Here is an 18,505-nt window from a genome sequence, read left to right as displayed (position 1 = left end):
CCGAGCCGGTTCATGCCGGTATCGATATGGATGGCTGCGCCGCCGGACCAGCCCGAGCGGCGGCAGAACACGTCCCATTCGGCGAGTTCGTTGAGATCGCCGATGACGGGCCGGCAGTCGATCCTGGCGTAGCTGTCGCACGAATTCTGGAACAGGCCCGAGAGCACGTAGATCGCGGCTGACGATGGCAACCCGGCGCGCGCCGCGCGTGCTTCGTCCAGCGTCGCGACGAAAAAGCTCTTGCAGCCGGCGGCCGAGAGGGCGCGGGCGACCGGCTCGATCCCGCAGCCATACGCATTCGCCTTGATAACGCCTGCGCATTCGGCCGGAACAGCGGTCTTCTCGAGCTTGCGCCAGTTCGCGACGATGGCATCGAGATCGACGGTGAGCACGCCTGTTGCGGTGGCGAGCGCCGCGGCCATGTCGGCCTCGGGCGACAGGACGCTGCTCGCGTCGGATGGACGGAGATCGGTGGCAATGGTCATGGGCGGCGTTTTTACGCGCGCCGGCTCGCCGGTTCAACTGCCCCTTCCGTCCTTGTGAGCGTAACGCGGTCCTGATCAAATGTCGCGTGGGCCGCGGCGGCCCCAAGGGGCCTGTCATGAAATTCTCCGACTATGTGCAACACGATGCGGTCGCGCTCGCGGAGATCGTCGCGCGCGGCGAGGCCTCGGCGGGCGAATTGCTGGATGCTGCGCTGGCCCAAAGCGCGCGCGCACAACCGAGGACAAATGCGGTCTGTCGCCTGATGGAGCGCGAGGCGCGCGCGCAGCTCAAGGGGCCGCTGCAAGGCCCGTTCGCCGGCGTGCCGTTCCTGCTCAAGGATTGCGCACAGGATTTTGCGGGACTTCCGACCACCTATGCGAGCCGGGCGTTTGCGAAAATTCCCGCTCCCGAACACGCTCATGTGGTGCGGCGCCACCTCGCGGCCGGGCTCGTGATTTTCGGCAAGACCAATCTGCCGGAATTGGCGCTCAAGGGTGTCAGCGATTCAAAACTCTGCGGCCGTGTGAATAACCCCTGGAATGGCGACCACACGCCCGGCGGCTCGAGCGGGGGCGCGGCGGCCGCGGTCGCATCAGGCGTCGTGCCGATGGCGGCGGGTAATGATGGCGGCGGCTCGATCCGGATTCCCGCAGCCTGCTGCGGCCTGTTCGGGCTAAAACCGTCGCGCGGGCGCATTTCGTCCGGGCCTGCTTACGGCGAATACTGGTTCGGCGCGTCGAGCGAGGGCGTGATCTCGCGCAGCGTGCGCGACACGGCCGCAGCGCTCGACCTGCTGACGGGCACCGAGGCGGGCGACCCGTTTGCGATCGCAGGACCGCGCGAGTCGTATGCGGAATCCATGCAGCGCGATCCGGGGCGCCTGCGTATCGGTTTTAGTGCGGCCTCGCCGATTGGAACGGATGTTCATCCGGAGGCCGTCGCTGCCGTGAACGATGCGGCGAAACTCTTGCAGACTCTCGGCCACGAGGTCGAGGAAGCGGTGCCCGAGATCGATGGTGCCGCCCTCGCACGAAGTTTTCTGCACATCTATTTCGGCCAGGTCCCGGCCATGGTCGCGAAGGCGCGGGCGCAAGGCGCCTCGCTCTCCGATTTCGAACTGTTGACGCGCGTCGTGGCGACGCTTGGTGGCGCCAGATCCGCCGGCGCACTGACGATGCAGCTCCTGAAGTGGAACGATTTCGCGCGCGCGCTTGCGCGCTTCCATGCGCGCTTCGACCTGCTGCTGACGCCGACCCTGGCGCATCCGCCCATCCGCCACGGGTGGGGCGACCCGGCGCCGGCCGAACAGATAGTACTCGCTGTGCTCGACCGCACCGGCCTGCTCGGCCTCCTTGCGCGTGCGGGCCTGCTCGACGGCACCGTCGACAAGATCGCGCGCGAGAGCCTGCAATATGTCCCGTTCACGCAGCTCGCCAACCTGACCGGCACGCCCGCGATGAGCGTGCCGCTGCACTGGACCGCGGATGGCCTGCCGCTCGGCGTGCAGTTCGCCGCGCGTTTCGGGGAGGAGGATCGTCTCCTGCAACTGGCGCGGCAGCTCGAACAGGCGCGGCCGTGGTTCGGCCGATTGCCCGAATGGGTTATGGCCGCTTAGCTGACCGATCGCGTCTCAATAGCCGCGCTCCGGCAGGTGGCCGTCCTGATTGAGATCACCGAACCGGGTGACCGAAGCTTCGAATTGCAGCTCGACCGTTCCGGTCGGACCGTGGCGCTGCTTGCCGATGATCACTTCGGCCTTGCCATGGGCGCGCTCCATCTCGGTGTGCCATGTCTCCCATTCCGGCGTACCGGGACGCGGCTCCTTGTTGGCGAGATAATATTCCTCGCGATAGACGAACAGCACGACGTCGGCGTCCTGCTCGATCGAGCCGGATTCACGGAGGTCCGACAGTTGCGGGCGCTTGTCGTCGCGGTTCTCGACCTGGCGCGACAGCTGCGACAGGGCAATGACGGGAACGTTGAGCTCCTTGGCCAGCGCCTTCAGGCTGGTGGTGATCTCCGTGACTTCCTGGACGCGGTTGTCATTGCCGCGCTTGCCCGAGCCTTGCAGCAGCTGGATGTAGTCCACGACGATGAGGTCGAGGCCCTTCTGCCGTTTCAGGCGCCGCGCCCGCGCCGTCAGCTGCGAAATCGACAGGCCGCCGGTTTCGTCGATGTAGAACGGCAGCGACTGCAGCTCGATCGAATAGTCGCGGATTTTTTCGAAATCGCTCTCGCTGATGCCGCCGCGGCGGATGTTGGAGGAGGGGATCCCGGTGCGCTCGGCGATGATGCGGGTGGCGAGCTGCTCGCCCGACATTTCGCACGAGTAGAACCCGACCACGCCGCCATTGATGGTCTTCATGGTGCCGTCGGCGGCAACTTCGCCGCGATAGGCCTTTGCGACATTGTAGGCGATGTTGGTGGCGAGCGAGGTCTTGCCCATGCCAGGACGGCCGGCAAGGATGATCAGGTCGGAGTGCTGCAATCCGCCCATCTTGGTGTCGAGATCGCGCAACCCCGTGGAGATGCCCGACAGCTTGCCGTCGCGCTGGAACGCTTTCGCCGCCATGTCGATCGCGATCGTCAGCGCCTGCGAGAATTTTTGGAAGCCGCCGTCATAGCGGCCAGTCTCGGCGAGCTCGTAGAGGCGCCGCTCTGCGTCCTCGATCTGCGCCCGTGGCGCGAAATCGACCGGCGCCTCATAGGCGACATTGACCATGTCTTCGCCGATGCCGATCAGGTCGCGCCGCAGCGACAGGTCGTAGATGGTGCGGCCATAATCCTGCGCATTGATGATGGTGGTGGCTTCCGCGGCGAGCCGCGCCAGATATTGTCCGACAGTCAGGCCGCCGAGATCGGTGTCCGCCGGCAGGAAGGTTTTTAGCGTCACCGGGGTCGCGACCTTGCCCATCCGGATCAGGCTGCTGGCCGTCTCGAAAATCGTGCGATGGATCGGTTCGAAGAAATGTTTCGGCTCGAGGAAGTCGGACACCCGATAAAAGGCGTCGTTGTTCACCAGGATGGCGCCCAACAAGCTTTGCTCGGCTTCGATGTTGTGTGGCGCGCTGCGATAGGAGGCGTTCGGTGCATCCGGCGCCAGCTTGAGGACGTTGGAATCGGTCAAGGCCATGGCAATTCTTGTTCTTGAAAGTCCTGTCGGGTGTGACGCAACGGGGTCGCGATAAGGCGCCAGTCTCGTGCATTAAGGAAGCAGGCCTAAGTCTTTTGCCCGATTCACACAATGCCGAGTGTGAATCTTGGTAGCGGCAACGCGTTTGCGCTTGACGCCGTTGGGCCAAAATTCGACGGTGGCGTGACAGTCTTTCAAACGAGCGTCACGCGCAACTCGCGAAGTCGGCACATTGATTCAATCTCAAGCATTTGGCTTGACATTAGATCGACGGACTCAAGGAAATTGTCGGGGCGGAACAGGACGCGCGCGGTCGGCGATGCAACTGCCGATTCGCAACTTGACAGAGGCTCTCAGATCAGGAGCAGGTAGACCAGTGCGGTCACGGCGACGCCGACGCCGAGCGCGATCAAGGCGTAGTCGATGCGGAGGTCGTCCTTCAGGTCGGACATCGGCTGGTTGAGCTTGGTGAGCATCACGACACCATAGGACGAGCGGCACAAAGGCCCTGTGAGGCAGCTCACATTTGACCGGGATTTTTCGGACCGCGCATGCCCGGACCTTTACGGACATCCCAGCCGCGCGCGCCAGCGGCAGGTCGCGCTCTCCGCCGGAGGCACCCCTCATGTTCTGGTCGGGCGTTCGGATGATTTTTGCAGCGAATGCGTGGACGGACGTCAGCCGCATCGGCCCGACTATTCTCCGGCAATCTTCAACCGCGGCCGGACGCTCTGCTCCAAACCCCGCAGCCTGGTCTCCTCCCGGCCGACATAGCCGCGCGTCATCGGCACCACGCCCTGGCGCTTGGTCAGCTGGATCTGGAAGTTCATCAGGTTCTGTTTGCGGAACGCCATTTCCGACGCCGCAAGATAAAATTCCCACATTCGTGCAAAGCGCTCGTCATAGAGCTGGACGGCCTCCTCGCGCCGGGCCATGAATCGCTCGCGCCAGGCTTTCAGGGTCTCGGCGTAGTGCAGGCGGAGGATTTCGATGTCGGAGACCAGAAGGCCGGCGCGTTCGATCGCGGGCATCACCTCCGAGACCGCGGGGATATAGCCTCCGGGGAAGATGTATTTTGTGATCCAGGGATTGGTGACGTTCGGTCCCTCCGAGCGGCCGATCGAATGCAGCACCATCACACCGCCGTCGGTGAGAAGGTCCGCGCATCGCCTGAAGAAGGCGTCATAAAAGCCGGCGCCGACATGTTCGAACATGCCGACCGAGACGATGCGGTCGAACGTGCCGACCGCGTCGCGATAATCCTGCAACAGAAATCTCGCGCGTTCGGTCAGGCCCCGCTCCGCCGCGCGGGCGTTGGAGACCGAAAGCTGCTCCGTGGACAAGGTAATCCCGGTGACGTCGGCACCGGCAATTTCGGCGAGATAGAGGGCGAGTCCGCCCCAGCCCGAGCCGATATCGAGGACGCGGTCGCCGCTCCTCAGCAGCAGCTTGGCGGCGAGATGGCGCTTTTTGGCGAGCTGGGCGTCGTCGAGCGAGGTGTCGGGCGTCTCGAAATAGGCGCAACTATATTGTTTGTCGGTATCGAGAAACAGCGAATACAGCCGTCCGTCGAGATCGTAGTGATGGGCGACGTTGTTTCGCGCACGCGCGCGCAAGTTCAACTGCTTGAAATGCCGCCCCAGATAACGCAGCCACCATTGTGGCTTGGCCCAGGAAGGCAGGGCATCGCGCTGGTCCATCAGAATCGCGAGGGCATCCGCAATCGTGCCGCGCTCGACCACGAAAGTGCCGTCCATGTAGGCCTCGCCAAGCGCGAGTTCGGGATTCGCAAGCACCTGACGTTCCGTCGTACGCGCAAGAAAGTGGGCTTGAACAGGTTCGCCGGTTCCGTCACCACATGTGAATCGGGCGCCGCTTGCGGTCACGAATGTCATCGAACCACGGCGGATGAACTTATTGAGGAACAGACGTAACAAACGATCCATGGACATCACCCAACGAGTGATCCCCCGCAAGATGTTGATTTGCCCGGCCGTCAGACATCACGCACGGGAGGCACCGACGGTTTTCAATACGTGTTCAACCTGATGGTAAATATCCTGGTTCCAACCTGCTACCGCGTTGCAGACAAAGCCGATATTCCAAAATATCACACTCACGGAGTTGCGCGATCTAGCGGCTTCCATTCGGGCGATAATCGGCTAAAAGGTGACCCGCGCCATTGCATGGCCTGCCGTGTAAGTCTGCTCACTTGCGAATGCTGGAACTGAAAGGACGCTCGCAAGAACATGAATCTGGTGCGGTTTTTGGATTTGTTCGTCGCTATGGATGGCAGCGAAAATTGCGCTCACGAACGCCGAATCCGCGGCCTTCGTCACGCCGAATGCGATCGCCGCACGTGGAGATACGGAATGGGGAGCCGGACGCTATGGATGGGGGCATTGCTGCTTGCGATGAGCTCCGTTGCAGCTGAGCGCGCGAGGGCCCAGGAAAATCTCGACGCCGGCAAGAGCCCGTCGCAGATCTTTGCCGGAACCTGCACCGCTTGCCACAAGAGCCCGCGCGGCTTGATGAAGACCGTCAGCCCAGGTTCGCTGCCCGGCTTTCTGCGCCAGCACTATACGACCAGTAGCAACATGGCCGGCGTGCTCGCATCCTACCTGGTATCAAACGGGGCAACGGACACCCGCTATGCGGTCGGCCAGCCGAACCCGCAGCAGAAAGGGGTCAAGGACGGAGCAAAGGACGCGACCCGCGAGGCGAGGACGGACGCCCGTTCCGCACCGCCGTCCGACCAGCCAGATCACCCCAGCCGCCGACAGCACCCTGGCACCACCGCATCCCAGGAGGTGCCGGAGCCGCACCAGACGACTCGGCCCGATGTCGAGGGAATCATGCCGCAGGCTGAGCCCGGGACCCGTCTTGGCCGAAACGCCAGGCAGCGGCTGGCCCGGCCGACCGAGGCGGGGGATACCGCAAAGCCCGAAATGGATGGTCAAACGCCGCCCCAGGCGGCCGCCGAGCGCGGACCGGACGGCCGCAGGCTCTCGGCCAAGCAGCGGCTGAGCAAGCGCAGCCGGTCCGGCGAGGAACTACCGAAGTCCGATATCAAGTCGGATTCTCCCCGCGAAGAGCCTGCCAGCATCGAGCCAGCCAAGGGCGAGCCAGCCAACGGCGAGCCGGCCAAGACAGATGCTCCGAAGGGCGATGTCGACAGGGTGGATAGCGTGAAGCCGGACGGCGGCAGGCCGGCGCTTGGCGACAAGTCCGATTCCGCCACGATGCAGCCGTCGAGGGAGCCTGACACGCCTGCCCAACGGGTCGATCCGGTGCCCCCGGTCACTCCGGCACCGAGCGCGGCCTTGTCTGAGCCGCCAGCCACAACATCGCCGGGTGCCATGGAAACCCCGGCAACGACGTCTGCCGTTCCTCCACCGCCCCCGGCGGTCACGGCATCGACACCGACGGCTCCTCCGGTGGTTCCAGCGGGGCCGCCCGCGCCGCCGATCTCTCAGTAAGCTCGGGCGGCTTCAGTCCGAGCGTCGGGATCCACGGCTCCGGCCGTGCCGAGGTCAGAAGGATGGCACCAGGAGGTGGCCGCGCTCGCCCCAGAACCGGCACCACCGGCCGGCGGCATCGACGATATGCAACTGGCCTTCGACAGAGACGGGATCGGCAGGCGGCACGTCCGGCACATCCAGGCCCTTAACCTTGGCAAAGGCACCGGCGCGAACGAGCAGTGCGTTGCCGAACGCCGACAGGTCGGGTGCGTACTTCACCTCATAACAGGCCCGCAGCAGGTGATCGCCGATGATCGCCGTCGTCGCGGCGAGGCCCTGCGCGCGGAATGAAAGTGCGGCGGCACGACCATCGCGCGCATCATCGCCGCTGCGCGCCATGCCGAGCGTGTCGGATGCCAAAATCCCGATCTCGTCATAGCGCTGCCGGAGCGCCTCGCTCGGCTGTCGGACGGCGCTCGTCCGACCGAAGAGGGCGCGCGGCAGGCGATTCCGCCCGGTGCGGGACGCGGCCGCGCGATCGGCCGTGCCGAGCTTGTCCCAAAACAGCGTCGCGACAATCTCCTGGAATTCCGCCTCATGTCCCGCTTGGGGCTTGTGTCCGGCAATCCAGTCGAGCGCCATGCTCTGCCATCCCGAAGCTGAAGGTCATGCGATTCGATACGAGGGAAAGACAGCCGCACAGCAAGCTTCGGTTTCCCGCAAGTCCGGCTGGGTTGCCTGAGCGGGAAGGGAGGCCGCGGGAGCGCAGCTTGGCTTACTTCGCGGTCTCCGCAGCGGGCTGCACCTCGTCGTGCTGGGCTTCCGGATCGAAGAACTCGCCGGCGGCGGCGAGCGCCTCGGCGGCCGCGTCCTGGTCCTCCTGGCGGGTCGAGACGTCTTCGCCGCGATTGATGCGCTCGGCCTCTTCGGCGCTGCGCGCGACCGTCACGGTGACCTTGACCTCGACCTCCGGATGGACCGCGACGAGGATGACGTGCCTGCCAATGGTCTTGATCGGCGCGTCCAGCATCACCTGGTTGCGGCTGATCGCAACGCCCTGGGCCTCGAACGCGGTGACGATGTCGCGCACGCTGACCGAGCCGAACAGCTGGCCGGTCTCCGAGGCCTGGCGCAGCACGATGACGTTCTGGCCATCGATCTTCTCCGCGACCTTGCTGGCTTCACCCTTGGCCTTCAGGTTGCGCGCCTCGAGCTCGGCCTTCATGCCGTCGAACTTGGCGCGGTTTTCGTTGGTCGCGCGCAGCGCCTTGCCGCGCTTGAGCAGGAAATTGCGGGCAAAGCCGTCACGCACTTTGACGACCTCGCCCATCTGACCGAGTTTTGCGACGCGCTCCAGCAAAATGACTTCCATGTTGGTTCTCCAGGGATGGTGTGAGGGGTTTGACGACAGGTAATTTCATGGCGCCGGCAGCGGCGGAGGAAAGCGACGGCGCAGAAAACGCTGGCGGAGGCCAAACATGGCGTCGGCGACGCCGAGCACGACAACCGCAAGCACCGGCCAGACGAACAGCACGACGATGGCGTAGACCGAGCCCAGCCAGAACGCCCGGTTCTTCAGCGTAAGCGTCAGGGTGTGCAGGGCGGCGAAGCCGACCATTGCATAGGTCATCATCAGCGCGGTGGCCATGACCCTTCCGAGAATTGCGATGAGCCCGCCGCTGAAACCGAGCGCGATCGCGACGCACAGCACGGCGAGCGTGATCGGTGGCAGCGTGACGCTCTTCAGGTCAGGCCAGGGGCGAAGCAGGCGGTGCGAGGTCGCAGTGATCTTGCCGGCGAGCCAGAGATTGAGTGTCAGCGTGGTCATGGCCATCGCGGCCGCCGCCAGCGGGACGCTGCGGATCACCAGGCGGATGACGCGCTCGGTCTGTGCATCCAGGTCATCCTGCGCGCCGACCACCTTCAGCAGCAGCTCGCGCAGCGTGGTGGTGATCGATTGAGCATCCGTACCGAAGGTCAGCAACGTGGACATCACGGCGAGCGTGGCAAAGCCCACGATCCACAACAGCACACGGCCGAGCGGATACCATTCGAGCTCCGGGCGCTCCGCCGCGGCTTTGTCGGCCGCGGGGGCGGCCGAGCTCGGACGGCCGAGCAGGACGAGGTGCCCGAGCCACCAGGCCGGCAGCGCGACCGTGATCGCAAAGGCGATGCAATAGGGCAGGCCGAAGATCGCGCCGAGCCCGACCGCCGCGGCCAGTCCGCCGATGGCGCCGCAGAGCGGTCCCCAGCTCAGCGCTGCCACCATCAAGGGCAGCGGAGCCAGATACAGCAGGACGAGCGAGATCAGCGCGCCCGAAATGATCGAGGCGAACATCAAGGCCGATGCGCAGCCGGCCGCCAGGGCTATCAGAACGATCGTGGTCATCAGCTGTCCCGCCCCTTTCGAGCGGTTAGAGGCCCAATGCGACCCCAACCATCGGCAACCGGACGACCCGGAAGCCTTATGAACAGGTCGGCGGCAGCCGCGCCGCCGACCTAAACTCTCGTTAACGGATCACGTAGGGCAGCAGACCGAGGAAGCGCGCGCGCTTGATCGCGCGGGCCAGCTCACGCTGCTTCTTGGCGGAGACCGCCGTGATGCGGCTCGGCACGATCTTGCCGCGCTCGGAGACGTAACGCATCAACAGCTTGGAGTCCTTGTAGTCGATCTTCGGCGCGTTCGCTCCCGTGAACGGGCAGGTCTTGCGGCGGCGGAAGAACGGACGGCGTGCACCTGCTTCGGCCATGGCTCTTACTCCTCCTCGCTCGCTTCGGGTGCTTCGTCACGCGGACGGCGCGGACCGCGATCACCACGGTCGCCGCGGAAGCCGCCACCGTCACGATCACCCCGGAATCCACCGCCGTCGCGGTCGCCGCGGAAGCCGCCACCACCGCGGTCGTCACGCTCGCGATCACGATCGGCCTTGCGCATCATCGCTGAGGGGCCTTCCTCGAGCTCCTCGACGCGAACGCTCAAATAGCGGATCACTTCTTCGCTGATCCGCTCCTGGCGCTCGATCTCGGCGATCGCCGCCGGCGGCGCGTCGATGTTGAGCAGCACGAAGTGCGCCTTGCGGTTCTTGCTGATGCGGTAGGTGAGGGAGCGCACGCCCCAGTTCTCGGTCTTGGTGACCTTGCCGCCCAGCTGCTGGACGATGCCGGTCATCTGCGAGGTCAATTCCTCGACCTGTTGGGGACTCGCGTCCTGGCGCGCGAGAAAAACATGCTCGTAAAGCGGCATGGATGTCCTTTCCTGACGATGTTGGCGCGGCTTTCGGCGTCAAGCCCTTCGAGCCCTTCGGAAAGGACTCTTAAGGTTCGCTCAGAAGGCGGAAACACGGGACGACGGGCCGACTGGCCCTGCCACATCAAATTCGCCAAAAGGTGATTTTGCTGAGACCGTCCGTTCAGCTTCCGGCCGGAAACCACGGATGGCGGGCTTTATAGGGATTTTGCACGTCAAGGCAAGGGGTTTTGGCAGTGCGTTGCTGCTGCCCCATGTGGGCCCCTGCTCACCTGATCCTGATGAGCCCTGCTCACCTGAGCCCGGCCCCAGCGGCCTTCCTAACCGAGAAAGCACTTTTTCGCCTTGATTTATTTGTTTGTATAACATACAAATAGATTCCCATGGCACAACAAACCGCCTCCGCCACGCCGGCCGCAGAGCCAAAACACGCAGTCCGCGCGACGCGATCGGCCGGACGCAAGATGCGCTCGCTGCTCTTGGACTGCGCAAGCCGGCTGTTTCGTGAGAACGGGTTGTCGGGAACATCGATCTCCGACATTGCCGCGGCCGCCGACGCGTTTCCGAGCCAGGTCACCTATTATTTCCGTGCCAAGGAGGCGCTGTTCGTCGAGGCCGCCTGCCGCGAGATGCTGTATCTCGCGCGCGCGGCCGAGCAGGCGGCGCTCAAGGCACCGACCCCGCGCGACTACACGCGCGCCCTGGTCGAGACGGTGACCGCGACCGACCAGGTCGCGTTCTTCGCCGAAGCGCTGACACTGACGCGGCGTCGGCAGGACCTCGCGCCGCTGGTGGAGCGCACCATCGAACGACTGCACGGCGAGGGACTGCGCGCCTACGCGGCCAAAATCGAGCGGCATGGCTGGCGCTCCCTGAGGGATCCCGATGCGACGTCACGACGGTTCTGGGCGCTCGCCATCGGCGTGATGGTCGAGGGCCATGCGATGGGCCGTTCACCGGAGGATCTCGGCGCCGAGATGCTGCGCGTGCTCGGCGATCAGGCGGCAGTTCCGTCCGCTGCGGATGAGGCGCGTCTGCGCCTGGTCGGCGACCTCGATACGCGAGCGACATCAGACGAGAAAGCATCATGACCGCGCTTCGCATTCGCGCCCGTGACGTCCTGACCGAAGACCAACTGATTGTCGTCCGGGAGCGCAAGAGATGGAAGGGCATCGCGCTGATCGCGCATGCCTGGGCCCTGATATTTTCCGCGATCGCGCTGGTCGCCGTCTGGCCGAACCCGTTCACCTATCTGCTTGCGGTCGCGATCATCGGCTCGCGCCAGCTCGGCCTTTCGATCCTGATGCATGACGGCGCGCATGGCTGCCTCGCGGCGGACGAGAGGATCAATCTGTCGTTGAGCCAGTGGTTCTGCGCTTATCCGGTGTTCGCCGAGACCCGGGCCTATCGGCGCTATCATCTAAGGCATCACGCCCGCACCCAGCAGGAGGACGATCCCGACCTCGTGCTGTCGGCGCCGTTCCCGATCACGCGCATGAGCTACCGCCGCAAGTTTTTGCGCGATATCACTGGCCAGACCGGCTACCAGCAGCGCAAGGCGCAGCTCCTCAATGCGCTCGGCCCGGCGGAATGGCCGCTGGCGCGGCGCGCCGCGCATTTCTGGGGGCAACTCGGTCCGCAGTTCGTCACCAATGCGATACTCTTCTCGCTCTGCGCCATCGTGGGCGTGTGGTGGGCCTATCCCCTGTTATGGCTGGTGCCGCTTCTCACCTGGATGATGGTGATCACCCGCATCCGCAACATTGCGGAACATGCTGTCGTGCCGGACTCGAGCGATCCCCTGCGCAACACCCGCACCACGCGCGCCAATGTCCTCGAACGGCTGTTCATCGCGCCCTATTACGTGAACTACCATCTGGAGCATCACCTCCTGTTTTACGTGCCGTGCTACAACCTGCCGCGCGTGCACCGCATCCTGAGCGAGAGCCCACATGTCGGCCGCATGGAGGTGCAGCCGAGCTATCTGGCGGTGCTGCGGCTCGCGACCGCGAAGCCCGACCATGAGGATCGTCCGGGAGAGTTGGTGAACAGCGCCCGCCGGGCGCGCGCCGGCGCCCATATCGGCGCCGACCAGACCGCCGGCGGCTTTTAGCGGCTTTTGGAATCGCTGGACCGAGCCCACAGGCCGGCAGCGCGGCTTGACATCGCCTCTCACAGTGTCTTACGGCCCCGTTCGAGGGCATCATTTGGACCCAGTCGAACCCGCGCGGGACCTGCGGGCGGGCATCTGATTCCCTCGGACATGCTGAAGCAAGGCAGGACGGGCCGATGACGGCAGCTTTTACTTTTCCGGGGCAGGGCTCCCAGGCCGTGGGCATGGGCAAGACGCTGGCCGAGGCCTTTCCGGCGGCCAGGGCCGTATTCGACGAGGTCGACGCCGCGCTGTCGGAGCGGCTCAGCGCCATCATCTGGGACGGTCCGGGCGAGACGCTGCAGCTCACCCAAAATACCCAGCCGGCACTGATGGCGATGTCGATCGCCACCCTGCGCGCGCTCGAGAGCGAGGCCGGTTTCTCGGTGGCGCGCGATGCCGCCTTCGTCGCCGGGCATTCCCTCGGCGAATATTCGGCGCTGGCGGCAGCGGGCAGCCTCAGCATCACCGACACCGCGCGGCTGCTCAGGACCAGGGGCCTTGCCATGCAGAAGGCCGTTCCGGTCGGTGTCGGGGCCATGGCCGCGCTGCTCGGCCTCGACTATGAGACCGCGGTGGCGGTCGCGAGCGAAGCCGCGCAGGGGCAGGTCTGTCAGGCCGCCAACGACAATGGCGGCGGCCAGGTCGTGGTGTCCGGCGACAAGGCGGCGGTGGACCGCGCGGTCGAAATCGCCAAGGGCAAAGGCGCCAAGCGCGCGATGCTGCTGCCGGTGTCGGCCCCGTTCCATTGCACGCTGATGCAGCCCGCCGCCGACGTGATGGCAGAGGCGCTTGCCGGCGTCGTCATCAACAAGCCCGCATGTCCCCTGGTGTCGAACGTGCTCGCGAGTGCCATCACCGATCCCGACGAGATCCGCCGCCGACTGGTCGAGCAGGTCACCGGCACGGTGCGCTGGCGCGAATCGGTGGCCTATATGGCTGGCCACGGCGTCCGCCGGTTCTTCGAGATCGGCGCCGGCAAGGTGCTGAGCGGGCTCGTCAAGCGCATCGCCGACGGCGCGATCGGCATCTCCGTCGGTGGCCCGAACGACATCGGCGCTGCGAGACAAGCGTTGGACGCCGCGCAGTCGGCGTGAGGAGATCATGATGTTCGATTTGACTGGCAGGACCGCGCTCGTCACTGGCGCGACCGGGGGCATCGGCCGCGCGATCGCGGAGGCGCTGCACGCGCAGGGCGCGACCGTTGCGATTTCCGGTACGCGGCGCGAGGTGCTGGACGAACTCGCCGGCAAGCTCGCCGAACGCATTCATGTGCTCCCCTGCAATCTTTCCGACACAGCCGAGGTCGAGGCGCTGGTGCCGTCGGCCGAACAGGCCATGGGGCAGGTCGACATCCTCGTCGCCAATGCGGGCATCACCCGCGATAATCTCTTCGTGCAGCTGCGCGACGAGGACTGGGACGACGTCATCAAGGTGAATCTGTCGGCGACCTTCCGTCTCGCACGCGCCGCCACCAAGCTGATGATGCGGAGGCGCTTCGGCCGAATCATCGCGATCACCTCCGTGGTCGGCGTGACCGGCAACGCGGGACAGGGCAACTACAGCGCCTCGAAGGCCGGCCTGATCGGGATGATGAAGTCGCTCGCGGCCGAATACGCCAAGCGCAATGTCACGGCCAATTGCATCGCGCCGGGATTCATCAAGACGCCGATGACCGATGCGCTGAGCGACAAGCAGCGCGAATCCATCCTGTCCAGGGTTCCGGCGGCGCGGCTCGGAACGCCGGAGGACATCGCAGCCGCAGCCGTCTTTCTGAGCTCCAGCGAGGCCGCCTATGTCACCGGGCAGACGATCCACGTCAATGGCGGCATGGCCATGATCTGAACGCTTGGCGGGCCCTGAACCAATGCGGCGAAAGGTCGTTTACGGTCAAAGCCGGGTCTTATGGTCAAGGCCCGGGAAGTATGATAACCGGACCGGCCTAAGGATGGGCAAAGAACGCCATTGCAGGATTTCGAAACCCTGTATATTGCCGGGGCGGAGCTTGCCGTCGTTCGCCGGGCCTCCCATCGACACGGGGCCAATCCAGTAATTGCGCGATTGCGAAGGAAGTTTTACGGCCGCGATGGTTCAAATCATCTCGGGTCGGATCCAGGGGAAAAAGCACGAGGTTGAACGATGAGTGAGATTGGCGAGCGGGTTAAGAAGATCGTGGTCGAGCATCTTGGTGTCGAGCCCGAGAAAGTTGTCGACAGTGCGAGCTTCATCGACGACCTCGGCGCCGACAGTCTCGACACCGTTGAGCTGGTCATGGCCTTCGAAGAAGAGTTCGGTTGCGAAATCCCCGACGACGCGGCGGAAACCATCCTCACCGTCGGCGACGCCACGAAATTTCTTGAAAAGAACGCGAAGAGCTAACGCAGCCGCCGCGCCGCATCGATAGCGCCGGCCCGATCGCGCTCGCTCGGGTCACAACCGGCGTGATGCGGCGGGTCGGGTCCGTCGGGCGGGAGTTGATCGAATGAGGCGGGTTGTCGTTACGGGCCTCGGCATGGTCTCGCCACTTGGCTGTGGCGTCGAGCCGACCTGGACGCGCATCCTGGGTGGTGAGAGCGGCGCAAAGCGGATCGACACGTTCGACGTGTCGGACCTGCCGAGCAAGATCGCCTGCGTAGTTCCCCGCGGCGATGGAACGAACGGCACGTTCAATCCGGATCAATGGATGGAGCCGAAGGACCAGCGCAAGGTCGACGACTTCATCATCTTTGCGATGGCCGCGGCACGCCAGGCGCTCGATGATGCGAACTGGCATCCGGCAACCGAAGAAGAGCGCTGCGCGACCGGAACCATGATCGGCTCCGGGATCGGCGGGCTCTCCGGCATCGCCGATACGGCGCTGCTGCTCAAGGAGCGCGGCCCGCGCAAGGTCTCGCCGTTCTTCATACCGGGACGGCTGATCAATCTGGCCTCCGGCTATGTCTCGATCGAGCACGGCCTCAAGGGGCCGAACCATGCCGTGGTGACGGCGTGTTCGACGGGCGCTCATGCGATCGGGGATGCGAGCCGGCTGATCGCGCTCGGTGATGCCGACGTGATGGTTGCCGGTGGCGCGGAATCGCCGATCTGCCGCATCGGGATGGCGGGCTTCTGCGCGGCACGCGCACTCTCCACCGCCTTCAACGAGACCCCCGAAAAGGCCTCGCGTCCCTACGACAAGGACCGCGACGGATTTGTCATGGGCGAGGGGGCTGGTATCGTGGTGCTTGAGGAATACGAGCACGCGAGAAGCCGCGGCGCCAGGATCTATGCCGAGGTGACCGGCTACGGACTTTCGGGCGATGCCTATCACATCACCTCGCCGTCGCCCGACGGTGATGGCGGGTTCCGCAGCATGGGCGCTGCGCTGAAGCGCGCGCACCTCGCAGTGTCGGACATCGACTACATCAACGCGCACGGCACCTCGACCCAGGTCGGCGACGAGATCGAACTCGGCGCAGTGGAACGGCTGCTCGGCAATGTCGCCTCGCGCGTCTCGATGTCGTCGACGAAATCGTCCACGGGCCATCTTCTGGGCGCCGCGGGCGCGATTGAAGCGATCTTCTCGATCCTGGCGATCCGCGACAATGTGGCGCCGCCGACCATCAACCTCGACAACCCTTCGGTAGAGACGGCCATCGATCTCGTGCCCCAGTTGCCGCGAAAGCGCGAGATCAACGTCGCGCTGTCCAATTCATTCGGTTTCGGGGGGACCAACGCATCCGTGATACTGCAGCGAGTGGCTAACTGAAAATCCACCGTTTCGCCGTATTCGGCGGGACATCCTTGGGCCGTGGCGCGGAAACTTGAGACCGTTTGCGCGATGATTCGCGCGGCGCGACGATTGAAGCGACAGCATTCAGGTTGCATCGATGAGCGAGAGACCGCCCATTTCACCGCGCAGTCCGCGCGCCGCGCTCGAACCCGAGCAGCTGCCGCCGCCCCCCAGGCGGTCGGAGCGCGCGCGCAACCCTTTTATCGTGGCGGGCAACGCCATCATCACCATCCTCCTGATCGCCATGCTCGCTGTCGGCGCCGGCTACTACTACGGCAAGCAGATGCTGGAAGCGCCCGGTCCGCTGCAGGAAGAGAAGATCGTCAATATCCCTCAGCGCGCCGGCAAGCGTGACATCGCCGACGTGCTGACCAGAGAAGGCGTGATCGATATCAGTCCGTGGTTCTTCATCGGCGGCGTGTACGCGCTGAAGGCGAGCTCGGACCTGAAGCCCGGCGAATATGCCTTCCAGAGGAATGCGTCGCTGCGCGAGGTCATCGCCACCATCGTCGAAGGCAAGGTGGTGCAGCACGCCGTGACGGTTCCCGAAGGCCTCACATCCGAGCAGATCGTCGCCCGCCTGTCCGACAACGACATCTTCACCGGATCGGTCACGGAAATGCCGCGCGAGGGTACATTGTTGCCGGAGACCTACAAATTTCCGCGCGGCACCTCGCGTGAGCAGGTGATCCAGCGCATGCAGCAGGCCCAGAAACGGATCCTGGCCGAGATCTGGGAGCACCGCAGCCAGGACCTGCCGTTCAAGACGCCGGAGCAGCTGGTGACGATGGCCTCCATCGTCGAGAAAGAGACCGGCAAGCCCGACGAGCGCAGCCGCGTCGCAGCGGTGTTCCTCAACCGGCTGAAGCAGAGGATCAAGCTGCAGTCGGACCCGACCATCATCTACGGCCTGGTCGGCGGCAAGGGAACGCTGGGACGGCCGATCAAGCGCAGCGAGATCACCCAGCCCTCGCCCTACAACACCTATGTGATCGACGGGCTGCCGCCCGGCCCGATTTCCAATCCCGGCCGCGCCTCGCTGGAAGCGACCGCCAATCCGGCCCGCACCCGCGACCTCTATTTCGTTGCCGACGGCAGCGGCGGCCACGCCTTTACCGAGACCTATGACCAGCACCAGAAGAACGTCGCGCGGCTGCGGGCGATGGAGAAGCAGGTGCAGAACGATACGGTCGAACCGGCGGCCGACGACAACCCGCCGGCGGCCGCGAATGCGTCCGTCGATACGCCGACGGTGCCGGGTGCGCCCAGGCCGGCGGCGAAGAAGCCTCGTGCGCCCGCTGCGGCGGGCGCCAAGCAGGGGGGCGCCCAGCAGAGCGCGCAAGGCGCGCCACTGCGCAACGCGCCACCTGCCGCGGCTCCGGTCCAGCAGCAGTAGCGGACTTAACTTTTCCTGAAAAAACCTTATGGTTCGCGCGCGTTCGTTCCTCGGGCGAATCTTCGGGACTATCGCCTGACCTGCGGAGAAATTGATGGCGCTGTCGAGCATGACGGGCTTTGCCCGAAGTCACGGCGCGAGCGGGCCGTACTCGTTCGAATGGGAATTGAAATCGGTCAATGCCAAGGGCTTCGACCTTCGGCTGCGGCTGCCGCCCGGCTGGGACGAACTCGAGGCTGTCGCAAAGAAGCGTGCCGCCGAACGGCTGGCGCGCGGCACGGTCTATGCAACGCTGAACGTCAAGCGTGCCAATGGGCTGTCCGTGGTCAAGATCAACGAGGAGGTGCTGGCCTCGGTCATCAAGGTGGCGAGCCAGCTCGCGGGCAGGATCGACGCGGTGGCGCCCAGCATCGACGGGCTGCTCGCGATTCGGGGTGTGGTCGAGGTGGTCGAACCCGAGAGCGACGAGGAGGAGGACAAGGCCGCGAAGGCGGCAGCGGCTGCGGCATTCGACACCGCTCTTGCCGATCTCGTCGCGATGCGACGGCGCGAGGGCGGTACCCTAGGCCAGATCCTCGGCCAGCGCATGGACGAGGTTGCGGCGTTGGCCAAGAGGGCCGAAGCGACGCCCGGCCGCAAGCCGGAGGCCATCCGGGCCCGCTTGGCCGAGCAGGTGGCCACGCTGCTGGAGGCGTCCGATCGCTTCGATGCGGACCGCCTGAGCCAGGAGGCGCTCCTGATGGCCGCGAAGGCCGATATTCGCGAGGAACTCGACCGCATCGGCTCGCATGTCGCCCAGGCGCGCGAGCTAATCGCCAAGGGCGGCGCGGTCGGTCGCCGCCTCGACTTCCTGGCGCA

Annotated in this window: 19 protein-coding genes; 10 read left to right on the top strand and 9 right to left on the bottom strand. The window is 65.1% G+C overall.

Features of this window, described 5'->3' with window-relative positions; translation table 11 throughout:
* The coding region (locus tag JOZ76_RS35470; protein WP_291706027.1) for an alanine racemase at positions 1-485 on the bottom strand (485 nt) is incomplete at its 3' end.
* 116 nt (positions 486-601) lie between these two features.
* Here JOZ76_RS35470 and JOZ76_RS35465 point away from each other — a divergent pair.
* Complete coding sequence (locus JOZ76_RS35465; protein WP_291706026.1) at positions 602-2,101, top strand: amidase; 1,500 nt, start codon at positions 602-604, stop codon at positions 2,099-2,101.
* 15 nt (positions 2,102-2,116) lie between these two features.
* Here the strand turns inward: JOZ76_RS35465 and JOZ76_RS35460 are convergent, their stop codons facing one another.
* From JOZ76_RS35460 to JOZ76_RS35450, 3 genes are all read right to left on the bottom strand, one after another.
* Complete coding sequence (locus tag JOZ76_RS35460) at positions 2,117-3,619, bottom strand: replicative DNA helicase (RefSeq protein WP_291706025.1); 1,503 nt, start codon at positions 3,617-3,619, stop codon at positions 2,117-2,119.
* 353 nt (positions 3,620-3,972) lie between these two features.
* On the bottom strand, positions 3,973-4,095 hold the full coding sequence (locus tag JOZ76_RS35455) for a hypothetical protein (protein ID WP_291706024.1): 123 nt from the start codon (positions 4,093-4,095) through the stop codon (positions 3,973-3,975).
* A 219-nt stretch (positions 4,096-4,314) separates the two neighbouring features.
* Positions 4,315-5,565 carry an SAM-dependent methyltransferase gene (locus JOZ76_RS35450; protein ID WP_291706023.1) on the bottom strand — a complete coding sequence of 417 codons (1,251 nt, stop codon included), beginning with the start codon at positions 5,563-5,565 and terminating at the stop codon, positions 4,315-4,317.
* 447 nt (positions 5,566-6,012) lie between these two features.
* On the opposite strand from JOZ76_RS35450, the gene JOZ76_RS35445 reads away from it, so the two are divergent.
* A complete protein-coding gene (locus tag JOZ76_RS35445; protein ID WP_291706022.1) occupies positions 6,013-7,098 on the top strand; it encodes a hypothetical protein in 1,086 nt (361 codons plus the stop codon).
* 54 nt (positions 7,099-7,152) lie between these two features.
* On the opposite strand, the gene JOZ76_RS35440 is transcribed toward JOZ76_RS35445, so the two are convergent.
* From JOZ76_RS35440 to rpsF, 5 genes are all read right to left on the bottom strand, one after another.
* Positions 7,153-7,722, bottom strand: coding sequence for a hypothetical protein (locus tag JOZ76_RS35440; RefSeq protein ID WP_291706021.1), 570 nt, complete (start codon positions 7,720-7,722; stop codon positions 7,153-7,155).
* Positions 7,723-7,855: 133 nt separating this feature from the next.
* On the bottom strand, positions 7,856-8,452 hold the full coding sequence (gene rplI, locus JOZ76_RS35435) for a 50S ribosomal protein L9 (protein ID WP_291706020.1): 597 nt from the start codon (positions 8,450-8,452) through the stop codon (positions 7,856-7,858).
* A 45-nt stretch (positions 8,453-8,497) separates the two neighbouring features.
* Positions 8,498-9,469: a DUF2232 domain-containing protein gene (locus JOZ76_RS35430; protein ID WP_291706019.1), complete on the bottom strand. Its 972-nt coding sequence runs from the start codon at positions 9,467-9,469 to the stop codon at positions 8,498-8,500.
* Between the two features lie 121 nt (positions 9,470-9,590).
* Positions 9,591-9,830: a 30S ribosomal protein S18 gene (gene rpsR, locus JOZ76_RS35425; protein WP_011158623.1), complete on the bottom strand. Its 240-nt coding sequence runs from the start codon at positions 9,828-9,830 to the stop codon at positions 9,591-9,593.
* 5 nt (positions 9,831-9,835) lie between these two features.
* Positions 9,836-10,324: a 30S ribosomal protein S6 gene (rpsF, locus tag JOZ76_RS35420; RefSeq protein ID WP_291706018.1), complete on the bottom strand. Its 489-nt coding sequence runs from the start codon at positions 10,322-10,324 to the stop codon at positions 9,836-9,838.
* A gap of 386 nt (positions 10,325-10,710) precedes the next feature.
* On the opposite strand from rpsF, the gene JOZ76_RS35415 reads away from it, so the two are divergent.
* The 8 genes from JOZ76_RS35415 to JOZ76_RS35380 form a co-directional block, all read left to right on the top strand.
* Positions 10,711-11,418: a TetR/AcrR family transcriptional regulator C-terminal domain-containing protein gene (locus JOZ76_RS35415; protein WP_291706017.1), complete on the top strand. Its 708-nt coding sequence runs from the start codon at positions 10,711-10,713 to the stop codon at positions 11,416-11,418.
* Positions 11,415-12,440 carry a fatty acid desaturase family protein gene (locus JOZ76_RS35410; RefSeq protein WP_291706016.1) on the top strand — a complete coding sequence of 342 codons (1,026 nt, stop codon included), beginning with the start codon at positions 11,415-11,417 and terminating at the stop codon, positions 12,438-12,440. Before JOZ76_RS35415 ends, JOZ76_RS35410 begins: the two co-directional genes overlap by 4 nt.
* A 176-nt stretch (positions 12,441-12,616) precedes the next feature.
* Positions 12,617-13,576: an ACP S-malonyltransferase gene (fabD, locus tag JOZ76_RS35405; RefSeq protein ID WP_291706015.1), complete on the top strand. Its 960-nt coding sequence runs from the start codon at positions 12,617-12,619 to the stop codon at positions 13,574-13,576.
* Positions 13,577-13,586: 10 nt separating this feature from the next.
* Positions 13,587-14,324, top strand: a complete 738-nt coding sequence (fabG, locus tag JOZ76_RS35400) for a 3-oxoacyl-[acyl-carrier-protein] reductase (protein WP_291706014.1) — start codon at positions 13,587-13,589, stop codon at positions 14,322-14,324.
* A 294-nt stretch (positions 14,325-14,618) separates the two neighbouring features.
* On the top strand, positions 14,619-14,858 hold the full coding sequence (locus JOZ76_RS35395) for an acyl carrier protein (protein ID WP_002716125.1): 240 nt from the start codon (positions 14,619-14,621) through the stop codon (positions 14,856-14,858).
* A gap of 103 nt (positions 14,859-14,961) precedes the next feature.
* Positions 14,962-16,227, top strand: coding sequence for a beta-ketoacyl-ACP synthase II (gene fabF, locus JOZ76_RS35390; protein ID WP_291706013.1), 1,266 nt, complete (start codon positions 14,962-14,964; stop codon positions 16,225-16,227).
* 121 nt (positions 16,228-16,348) lie between these two features.
* Positions 16,349-17,647 carry an endolytic transglycosylase MltG gene (gene mltG / locus JOZ76_RS35385; protein WP_291706012.1) on the top strand — a complete coding sequence of 433 codons (1,299 nt, stop codon included), beginning with the start codon at positions 16,349-16,351 and terminating at the stop codon, positions 17,645-17,647.
* 94 nt (positions 17,648-17,741) lie between these two features.
* Positions 17,742-18,505 (top strand): YicC family protein (locus tag JOZ76_RS35380; protein WP_291706011.1); only part of this gene is annotated, 764 nt, incomplete at its 3' end.

Source organism: Bradyrhizobium sp., assembly GCF_019244115.1.
Lineage (GTDB): Bacteria > Pseudomonadota > Alphaproteobacteria > Rhizobiales > Xanthobacteraceae > Bradyrhizobium.
Note: the sequence above shows the minus strand (reverse complement) of the source record. Positions and strands in the feature narration are given on the sequence as shown.

Excerpts from the sequence above, each read along its gene's own strand:
- JOZ76_RS35465 (WP_291706026.1), top strand. The coding sequence starts at position 602 with ATGAAATTCTCCGACTATGTGCAACACGATGCGGTCGCGCTCGCGGAG.
- JOZ76_RS35460 (WP_291706025.1), bottom strand. The coding sequence starts at position 3,619 with ATGGCCTTGACCGATTCCAACGTCCTCAAGCTGGCGCCGGATGCACCG.
- JOZ76_RS35455 (WP_291706024.1), bottom strand. The coding sequence starts at position 4,095 with ATGCTCACCAAGCTCAACCAGCCGATGTCCGACCTGAAGGACGACCTC.
- JOZ76_RS35450 (WP_291706023.1), bottom strand. The coding sequence starts at position 5,565 with ATGGATCGTTTGTTACGTCTGTTCCTCAATAAGTTCATCCGCCGTGGT.
- JOZ76_RS35445 (WP_291706022.1), top strand. The coding sequence starts at position 6,013 with ATGGGGGCATTGCTGCTTGCGATGAGCTCCGTTGCAGCTGAGCGCGCG.
- JOZ76_RS35440 (WP_291706021.1), bottom strand. The coding sequence starts at position 7,722 with ATGGCGCTCGACTGGATTGCCGGACACAAGCCCCAAGCGGGACATGAG.
- rplI (WP_291706020.1), bottom strand. The coding sequence starts at position 8,452 with ATGGAAGTCATTTTGCTGGAGCGCGTCGCAAAACTCGGTCAGATGGGC.
- JOZ76_RS35430 (WP_291706019.1), bottom strand. The coding sequence starts at position 9,469 with ATGACCACGATCGTTCTGATAGCCCTGGCGGCCGGCTGCGCATCGGCC.
- rpsR (WP_011158623.1), bottom strand. The coding sequence starts at position 9,830 with ATGGCCGAAGCAGGTGCACGCCGTCCGTTCTTCCGCCGCCGCAAGACC.
- rpsF (WP_291706018.1), bottom strand. The coding sequence starts at position 10,324 with ATGCCGCTTTACGAGCATGTTTTTCTCGCGCGCCAGGACGCGAGTCCC.
- JOZ76_RS35415 (WP_291706017.1), top strand. The coding sequence starts at position 10,711 with ATGGCACAACAAACCGCCTCCGCCACGCCGGCCGCAGAGCCAAAACAC.
- JOZ76_RS35410 (WP_291706016.1), top strand. The coding sequence starts at position 11,415 with ATGACCGCGCTTCGCATTCGCGCCCGTGACGTCCTGACCGAAGACCAA.
- fabD (WP_291706015.1), top strand. The coding sequence starts at position 12,617 with ATGACGGCAGCTTTTACTTTTCCGGGGCAGGGCTCCCAGGCCGTGGGC.
- fabG (WP_291706014.1), top strand. The coding sequence starts at position 13,587 with ATGTTCGATTTGACTGGCAGGACCGCGCTCGTCACTGGCGCGACCGGG.
- JOZ76_RS35395 (WP_002716125.1), top strand. The coding sequence starts at position 14,619 with ATGAGTGAGATTGGCGAGCGGGTTAAGAAGATCGTGGTCGAGCATCTT.
- fabF (WP_291706013.1), top strand. The coding sequence starts at position 14,962 with ATGAGGCGGGTTGTCGTTACGGGCCTCGGCATGGTCTCGCCACTTGGC.
- mltG (WP_291706012.1), top strand. The coding sequence starts at position 16,349 with ATGAGCGAGAGACCGCCCATTTCACCGCGCAGTCCGCGCGCCGCGCTC.